Annotated in this window: 7 protein-coding genes; 1 reads left to right on the forward strand and 6 read right to left on the reverse strand. The window is 29.2% G+C overall.

The genetic code is table 11. The features are described from left to right. Positions 1 to 340: 340 nt before the first annotated feature. From G9H60_RS13060 to G9H60_RS13080, 5 genes are all read right to left on the reverse strand, one after another. Positions 341 to 853, reverse strand: a complete 513-nt coding sequence (locus tag G9H60_RS13060) for a hypothetical protein (RefSeq protein ID WP_223144494.1) — start codon at positions 851 to 853, stop codon at positions 341 to 343. Positions 854 to 912: 59 nt separating this feature from the next. Beyond that, positions 913 to 1,383, reverse strand: coding sequence for a hypothetical protein (locus tag G9H60_RS13065; RefSeq protein ID WP_223144495.1), 471 nt, complete (start codon positions 1,381 to 1,383; stop codon positions 913 to 915). A gap of 1,040 nt (positions 1,384 to 2,423) precedes the next feature. After that, entirely contained in the window at positions 2,424 to 3,677 is a 1,254-nt protein-coding gene (locus G9H60_RS13070; protein WP_223144496.1) for a DUF6371 domain-containing protein, read from the reverse strand. Between the two features lie 32 nt (positions 3,678 to 3,709). Continuing rightward, the gene (locus G9H60_RS13075; protein ID WP_223144497.1) at positions 3,710 to 5,266 is read right to left on the reverse strand and encodes a DNA primase family protein; all 1,557 of its coding nucleotides are present in this window, start codon (positions 5,264 to 5,266) and stop codon (positions 3,710 to 3,712) included. Between the two features lie 84 nt (positions 5,267 to 5,350). After that, a complete protein-coding gene (locus tag G9H60_RS13080; RefSeq protein WP_223144498.1) occupies positions 5,351 to 6,142 on the reverse strand; it encodes a hypothetical protein in 792 nt (263 codons plus the stop codon). Positions 6,143 to 6,469: 327 nt separating this feature from the next. Here G9H60_RS13080 and G9H60_RS13085 point away from each other — a divergent pair, with 327 nt between their 5' ends. After that, positions 6,470 to 6,679, forward strand: coding sequence for a hypothetical protein (locus G9H60_RS13085; protein ID WP_223144499.1), 210 nt, complete (start codon positions 6,470 to 6,472; stop codon positions 6,677 to 6,679). Positions 6,680 to 7,001: 322 nt separating this feature from the next. On the opposite strand, the gene G9H60_RS13090 is transcribed toward G9H60_RS13085, so the two are convergent. Beyond that, a complete protein-coding gene (locus G9H60_RS13090) occupies positions 7,002 to 7,595 on the reverse strand; it encodes a hypothetical protein (RefSeq protein ID WP_223144500.1) in 594 nt (197 codons plus the stop codon). Positions 7,596 to 7,715: the final 120 nt, after the last annotated feature.

The following is a 7,715-nucleotide window of genomic DNA, read 5'->3' on the forward strand; positions in this document are numbered from 1 at the left end:
GTCCATAGGATAGCTGATTTACCTTTAAAGTATTTAAAGTGATTAGACTATTCACCATCATCACTTTTAATTATTTCTGAATTAATAAATTTTAAAACCAAGTGTTCTAATTTGACTCTGAATTAAAAAACATTTACAATTTGCTTTTCAAGAAATGGAGTGAATCTTGGCAAACAATTGAATATCATTTTGATGAAAGTTGGAGGTTCACCTAATCTTACATTCAAATAAAGTTCTCAATTTATTTTAAAGATGAAAAAAAGTAGTGAATGTTAAAGCTCGCATCTTGAGAAGTTTTCTTCTTGATAAAAGCCAATAAACGATTATAGGAATAGCTCATTTAATCTAAAAGTAAATACTTGCATTTTAGCACAGGACTACCTGCAGGATTCCGATTGGCTGACCCGTTTTTTAAGTTAAAACCATTGGGGTTTTGATTCTTGATTCCAGCTATAACGCACTCTGTAAACATTTTTCTTTTTTCTGAACCAAATGATTTAAGTTCTTCAAGTCCATAAAATTTGTCATATAATATTTCCTCTAAAAAGGGTGTCCATTTTAGTGTCAAATTCAAACTTCCGCTCTTAATACATTGAATTGTAGATAGTTTAGAAAGTTCTTGTAACTCTTTTAACTGAGACTTCTTGATTCCATTAGGAAAATTTGGGTAATTATTCTTTAATTTTTGACCTAAACAATCAATTAGTTTATTTAAATCTTTTCCATTAACTCCAAATTCATTTGCAGATTTTGCTATTAAGTTTAAAATCTGCTGTTCTGATAAATTATCATTCACAGCTTTACAATAAAACACATTGGATATGAGCAATAGATAGACGAATGTTTTTTTCATTTGGATATATGTATTTTCCAATAAAAAATATTTTTATTATTTAAGCATTAGAGATTCAATTACTTCAATCTTATCACTTGTATTGATTTTTCAATTCCTTCAACCTGCATTTTATAAATATTATCTATTTTGTAAATAAATACTTTCGGCATTAACTTCAACGAAAGAGTAATTTGAAAATCTGTTTGTTGCCAAACTTGACCATTGATTAATTTGAAAATAGTATCTCCATCCCATCCTTCAAATTCCCCATCAATTTTACTTTCAATTACATCATTTTCTATAGTTTCTGAATTGTTTTTTTTTGAATTAGTACTTTTCTTTATCAACTGAACGTCTAATATTTTCCCTTTTATGGAAATTATACTTTTTTGAGGACAAACAATTATTTTGGGATAATATTCATATAGATACTCATTTTCATATTTTACCTCCCATAAAGAGCCATCTGATAATTTAAATATTTCTCCATTATTCCCCATAAATGGCTTAGGGCTTAAAATAGTTGACTCAAAACAACCTTGAGACATACATATTGTATGGTTGAAAATTATTATTCCCAATAACATCATTAAGAATTTCGAAATCATAGCTGGTTTTTGTTGTTAAAGGAGAAAGTAAGGTTAAATGATTTAGTTCTAGTTAGGCTTAGTTTTTTTTTCATTAATACAACTACAATGATTTATTATTATTTCATATGCATATTCTGACCAAGTTCTCTTGATTTAGATAAATCTTGGCTGGCAATCACTATCTTTTTGATTTATAATAAACTTTGCGATTCCTTAATAATAGAAAGGTTTAAATTCACTAAGATTTATTTCTATCGATTTATTTAAATCTGATATACCCCAAAAATTATCGCCTATCTGAGTTTTAACTCTTTCAAAAAATTCTACTGTTATTTATGCCTCAATATTAAAATGTTATTAAGGAGAAAAGTAGAGATAATATGAAATATTTTAATTTGTACATTATTATATGACCATTCTACCTAAACTAATATATTTTTTCAAGTGTATATTCAATTGTCTATTCTTCTTTAAGGGTTTGAATTTCCTTGTGTTGAATAGTTGTCAGAATTTGTATTATTCGGAAAGTTACTTTGGTAACCTTCTACTTTGGTAACCTTCTACTTAGGTACCATTCTGTTAAATATAAGGACTGATACTTTTCAATTCTAAATCAACTTAGACACAAATGGTATAATTTCAAGCTAATTAAGGTGATTTAATTTAAATATATTTATTAATCGGTCAGAGATTCTAATTCTCTTATTTTTGTTATTATAGCTCTACGTATCACGAAGCTAATTGAGTTCATTGGCACTTTTTTAAAATTATATCGCTTATTAAGCAAGTATACTAGTTTAACTAGTAAATGCTCTTCGACTCTCGATGAGACGGTTTTAGTGAATTTTTTAACAGAATTGGGATTAGTCGGTGGTGTATTGAATCTCCTTTTGTCAAATTTTGTATTCGATGATGTTTGCATAATTTAATTTTATCAATGGCTAATAACTCATATATAAATTACGAAAAAATAATAAAAATGTCAATTTAATACCTACCTAAAATGGTGCTGAATCAAAGCGATAATAATTATCCCTATCATAATCTCTTTTTATCACACTTTTATCAATTAAGCTTTCTATTACTTCCGAATCATTTAGTTTAAGATAGATAAAATTATCCTCCAGTATATCAATTATTTCCTTCATAGAATAGCCTTTATAAGGCTCAAATAATTGAATTAGCTCACTATTGGGTTTTTCAACTATTGATACTTTAGCAAAATGTTTTCTTTTGGGGTCACCTTTATCACTTTTGTCACGTATGAATTTTGCATTAAAATCTTGCCAAGAAAATTGGGCTAAATAATCAGCAAAGTCCCCTCCAGAATTGCGAAGGTCAGCAGGTGCACATCGCTCCAAAAAATCAAAAACGATTATATTAGTACTATTCAGCTTCCTTGCAAATAGGAGGGCTTTGTCTTTCCATTCATTAAATGTTACTGAATCAATAGACAGGTCTGGTATTAATAAGATTTTTCTACCCTCAAGAATTTTGAATTTATCCTCCGTTAGTGATGATTTATTGTAAACCGCCAACCATAAAAAGTCGTTTTCAGATTTGGGAACTCCGTAATAGCAGGCTCCATAAATCGCAGTCTTAGGTGCCTCGACTAACACAACAGGGCTATTGGGGTACCTCTTCAATAAATGTGAACCAAAGAAACAAGTTACCTTTTGCTCATTTTTTTCATATTCATTCACCCAATCGTTTCCAGAGTTCCTATTCAAAAGCGTATGAAGTGCATTTGTCTTAATTGTATTATTGGACTCGTTAAACATTTTCACTTGAACGAAAGCAATATTATCTTCTTCATTAATGAAAGGGATAGACAGAGCACCCGAAAGGTACCCTGTCTGTATTGTTCCTAAGTAGTACATTTCGATTACTTTTTCCAGTAATTCATCTGGTATCCCTTTCTTTGAAAGAAATGTAAAAAAGGAACATTCGTTATATCCTAAAAATGTGGAATGAAGTGTTTCCCAAGGTATAAATACCTGTTTTTGAGTTTTTATATGATTTGAATTTCCCCTCCTAATTGTAAGGCTTCTTTCTATTTTACTAAATTCTACATTTTCCAACTTAGGATACAATGAATACCCACAAGAAACCTCTCTATCGCATCTCCCAAACTCACTACCTTCTAATTCTCCAGTAATATAATTTACATACCTTACCAGTTTCTTTTTGCCACATTTTGGGCATAGGTATTTCCTACTTGACTTATCAAGCGAATACTTATATAATTTCATAAGAATAGGTGCTAAAAGTGACTAAAATGACATTATGAAAAAACATTTTCTAGAGGTGTATTTAGTAACACAACCTTACCTATGTTTCTTTTCTCTATTAAAAACTTTAATGAATGAAGCCTTTTAGAGAGATTCAGTTTACTAATTGGTTTGTATCCACTTTCTATGCAAAATGCTCGATATGCATCATAAACGGTTTTTAGCGTTTTATATTCTTTTGAATCCGTAGACTTATTTATATCATACTCCTCTAGAAATATTTGGACTGAATCTGATTCAATCTTATAACGAATTAGTATATCATCTGAAATTTTGCATTTAGTAAATTTTCCTTGGCACAGAAGCCTTTTTAATCCATTCAGTATCCAGTTAAGAATGCCAGGCAATTCACTATCAATAATTTTTTTAGCGAGCAGTTTATCTTGTTTTTCCTCATCAATAGTTACATTGAATGGTAAAATCAAAAAACGTCTAAAATATGCATCTGTTTGTTCGACATCTTTGGGTAATTGGTTACAATTAAAGATTAGCTTAGCATATTCGTGAAGGAGTAAAGGTCGACCGTATGGCTGTCTTGCTTCAATAGGCTCTCCAGAAGCCATTTTCTTTAGTAAATCAGCTTCGAGTTTTCCGCCTATTTCTGAACCATAGTTAACAAGCTTGTTTGATAATTGAGCCCGATAATAACCATTGGTATCTGTTAGAGATGTTAAGGAGTAGTTACTTACATTTTCCCTTCCCAATAAAGCTAAAATTATTTCAAATACAACAGACTTTCCGTTAGCGCCTGAACCGTACAGTACAAGCATTTTCTCTGCTTTAATTGATTTATTGCCGTTTCTGATAAATAAATATCCTATGTATTCAGCTAATACCTGTTGAGCTGATTCATCTGGTAGTACTTCTAATAAGAATTTAAGAAATAATGGACATTTTGCCTCTGAATCATATTTGTAAGGTAATTGGTAATTAAGAAAATGCTCTTTGTTAAATGGAATATTCTTAACTTGTCCGTTTGAAACTTGAAGAGTGCAATCAAGTAAATTTATGTAAACGTCACTTGAATTTAATTCAGGAGTAGCAAATATCTGGGTGGCAGCGAATTGTTTTTGTAGTTGTTCTCTGAAACCATGATGTTTCTCAATGATGCTAGGTACTCCTAAGACCCTCGCAACATTAGCTAGAAAAATCTGAAAAACGTCAGGCTCAACTCTTTGCCAATACTCCCCATTGAACAAATAAATCTCATCATTGTGCCGAACAATATTCCAGTTGTTTTCTTGAGCAACAATCTGAACCTCATCAACACAGCAGATATAATAATGCCTTTCTTGGAGCTTAAATTTAGACAGCTTTTTTAAGATGTCACCTTTGTCTTTTTCTGAAGAACTTTCATCATCATAAATTTTCATAAATTTATCATACTCTTCAAATGAGCGAGAATAGAAATCTATTGCCTTAAATTGACAGAGTAATTTTTTAAATACCTCATTGTGCTTTGTAGATTTGTTGGTGCTGAGTGAGTTCTCAATAGCTTCATATAGTTGGCTATTAGATACTGGTACAATAAATGATGGATTTAAAGCCATAAACTTTGATGTTTGGTTTATGGCACAAATATTGACGGTAAGTATGTGAGGTACCTTAAAATTATGGTACTAAAATGGTACCAATTAGGTACAGTTATTTTGTAAATGTGTTTCTAGCTTTGACCTGATATCTTCATTTAAATTCGGGAAAATGCATTTTTTGACTTTCGGAAGCTCTATCGATAAATCAGGAATGCTAAAATGCTTTGCCAACTTGTCCGCATATTGGAAATTGAATTCTTCACACAACATTCGACAATATTCGTTGTTTGCAAATGAACCTTTTGGTTTCAACTCACTATCTCTCAAAAGATGAAAAAAGCAGACAATTGTCTTTTGCGTGATTTTAGATTGATTTATTTCATTCTGTAATTCAACAGGCAAAAATATTTCAGGAAGATTTAAGAATTCTTTAGGGTTGAATTCTTGTCTAGCATAATCTGTAATTCGAAGTGATTCTAAATTGCACTGCTCCTCAAATAAAAAGAAATTAATTATTAAAAATCTGAATTTCCGAATGTAATAATTAAGGTAAAAAGTAGGGTATGGGTCAGTACTTTTCAGTTCATAATACAAAAAATGATTTGAGGCAACCTCGTTGAAAGTTGTTAGGTCAAACTTTTTAATATTCTTTGGTAAAAAAGTTAACCCTTCCTCAAAATATGAATCAAATTGATTGACCCAATATTTAACAACTTCATCTTTTTCCCAAATCGTAAGACTTTCATATAAAGATTTACAAATATTAAACTGCTCTAAGCACTTAAATTCAAATTCGGGTATGTATTCAAATTCGCGATTAACATAATAGTAATCTGAATTATAAACATAAGCCCCGATTGAACTAGGATATTCATCGCTAAGAAGTAAATTCATATTAATAGGTGAAAGAAATTCAAATGACTTTTTTAAAAAAAATATCTAATTAACATCAAACCTTGCATCAATTTCTAAAAGACCTTTACTTTCAGAAAATTAAATTAATATAAAAATAAAAGTATAAGAATAGTCGACCGTTAAATAAATAACTTTAAAATAACTCTCAACAAAATCATTTCTATTTTAGAAAATGAGTAACATTCGACTCAATTATATGATAAAAATGAATCTATTAAATGATTTTTAGAAATAGATAGGTAATGAAGATTTGACGTAATTACTCAAACCAGAATAGATAAATTTCAAATTTATAAAATACACAAAATGAAAAATCTTTTTTTAGCTCTCTTTTTATTAGGTTCGACCCTTTCTGTAGCGAAAACAAATAAGGTATCAAGAATTGAAATTACTACAAATAAAAAAAACATTGAATGTCGTTTCGGTCAATGCCAAGCCACAGCTAAAAGCACTGTAAAGCAATGTAAACATTGCGTTTCAAATAGTGGAGATAAATTTTATTATCAACATAAATAGGGTCTAACTTATTGAAATTCTATTTTCTTGATATTATTTTTAACTATTTTTTGTACTTGTTAAAAGGTTACGATAATTTTAGAAATTAAACTTATTTGTACAATTTGACTAATTACTGTGAGTTTAATTGCGAGATATTTGTAATTGAATTCGAATCTTATGTTGATATAAACAGGTTTTCTCTTTTTGGAGGATGTTTGAAATAAATCAGTATATACTAAATAATATTTATTAATAATAAAAAAATAGCTATTTGTAAATAAGCATAGTTTTTTAAAATGTTAATAATGATAGTGAAAAAGCTAATCTTCATTGATTAAACCTAAAGGGCAAGTTGCTGTAAAATTTCCTGAATTTTAACAGATTCATCATATTTGAAGAATAATACATTGTATTTCAATAGTGAAGAATAATAATCAGGAATTATTCCAATGACTACTTTAACTGTATTTTTATCTTCGCCCCTGATAATTAACCAAAATGTCCCATCATGCTTAACAAGCTTCGGATGTTTTTCTAAATATTCAAAAAAGGACTTATCGGTAAGGTTTTCCTTGTTAATATTCGATTTTAAATAATTTGCTTCAATGACTTCGTATTCATTTCTTTTATCAACAAAAATTGTGAAGGCATTAAGTGTGGTTAAATAAAAATTACTTTCATTCCTTATTCCCATTAGATTTCTCGAATATTCAAAATAATTATTTTTGCTTCTGCTAAATTTATTATTTTCCAATCCATTTTTATTAGTCAAGAAATTTGTAAGAGCGAAATCATCCCTCTTATAAAGATAATATGCAGCCTCCACAGGAATATTTAAAAGTTCTTGATTATTATAATCAACCTTAGGGCTTTGTGCATTTATTGAGTTTGTATACACAAATAATATTAGTGTCAATGCTATATATCGTCTCATAAATAAATATTCTTATTATTTAAATATTATTTTTTGTACTATTTTAAATCCATCAATACCCGATTTAAATTAGCAATTTTCCCAATCAAATTGGTGCATTTCGCATAATTCAATGGCATT

It is taken from the genome of Aquirufa aurantiipilula, assembly GCF_019923745.1.
Lineage (GTDB): Bacteria > Bacteroidota > Bacteroidia > Cytophagales > Spirosomataceae > Aquirufa > Aquirufa aurantiipilula.

Excerpts from the sequence above, each read along its gene's own strand:
- G9H60_RS13060 (WP_223144494.1), bottom strand. The coding sequence starts at position 853 with ATGAAAAAAACATTCGTCTATCTATTGCTCATATCCAATGTGTTTTAT.
- G9H60_RS13080 (WP_223144498.1), bottom strand. The coding sequence starts at position 6,142 with ATGAATTTACTTCTTAGCGATGAATATCCTAGTTCAATCGGGGCTTAT.
- G9H60_RS13065 (WP_223144495.1), bottom strand. The coding sequence starts at position 1,383 with ATGTCTCAAGGTTGTTTTGAGTCAACTATTTTAAGCCCTAAGCCATTT.
- G9H60_RS13085 (WP_223144499.1), top strand. The coding sequence starts at position 6,470 with ATGAAAAATCTTTTTTTAGCTCTCTTTTTATTAGGTTCGACCCTTTCT.
- G9H60_RS13090 (WP_223144500.1), bottom strand. The coding sequence starts at position 7,595 with ATGAGACGATATATAGCATTGACACTAATATTATTTGTGTATACAAAC.
- G9H60_RS13070 (WP_223144496.1), bottom strand. The coding sequence starts at position 3,677 with ATGAAATTATATAAGTATTCGCTTGATAAGTCAAGTAGGAAATACCTA.
- G9H60_RS13075 (WP_223144497.1), bottom strand. The coding sequence starts at position 5,266 with ATGGCTTTAAATCCATCATTTATTGTACCAGTATCTAATAGCCAACTA.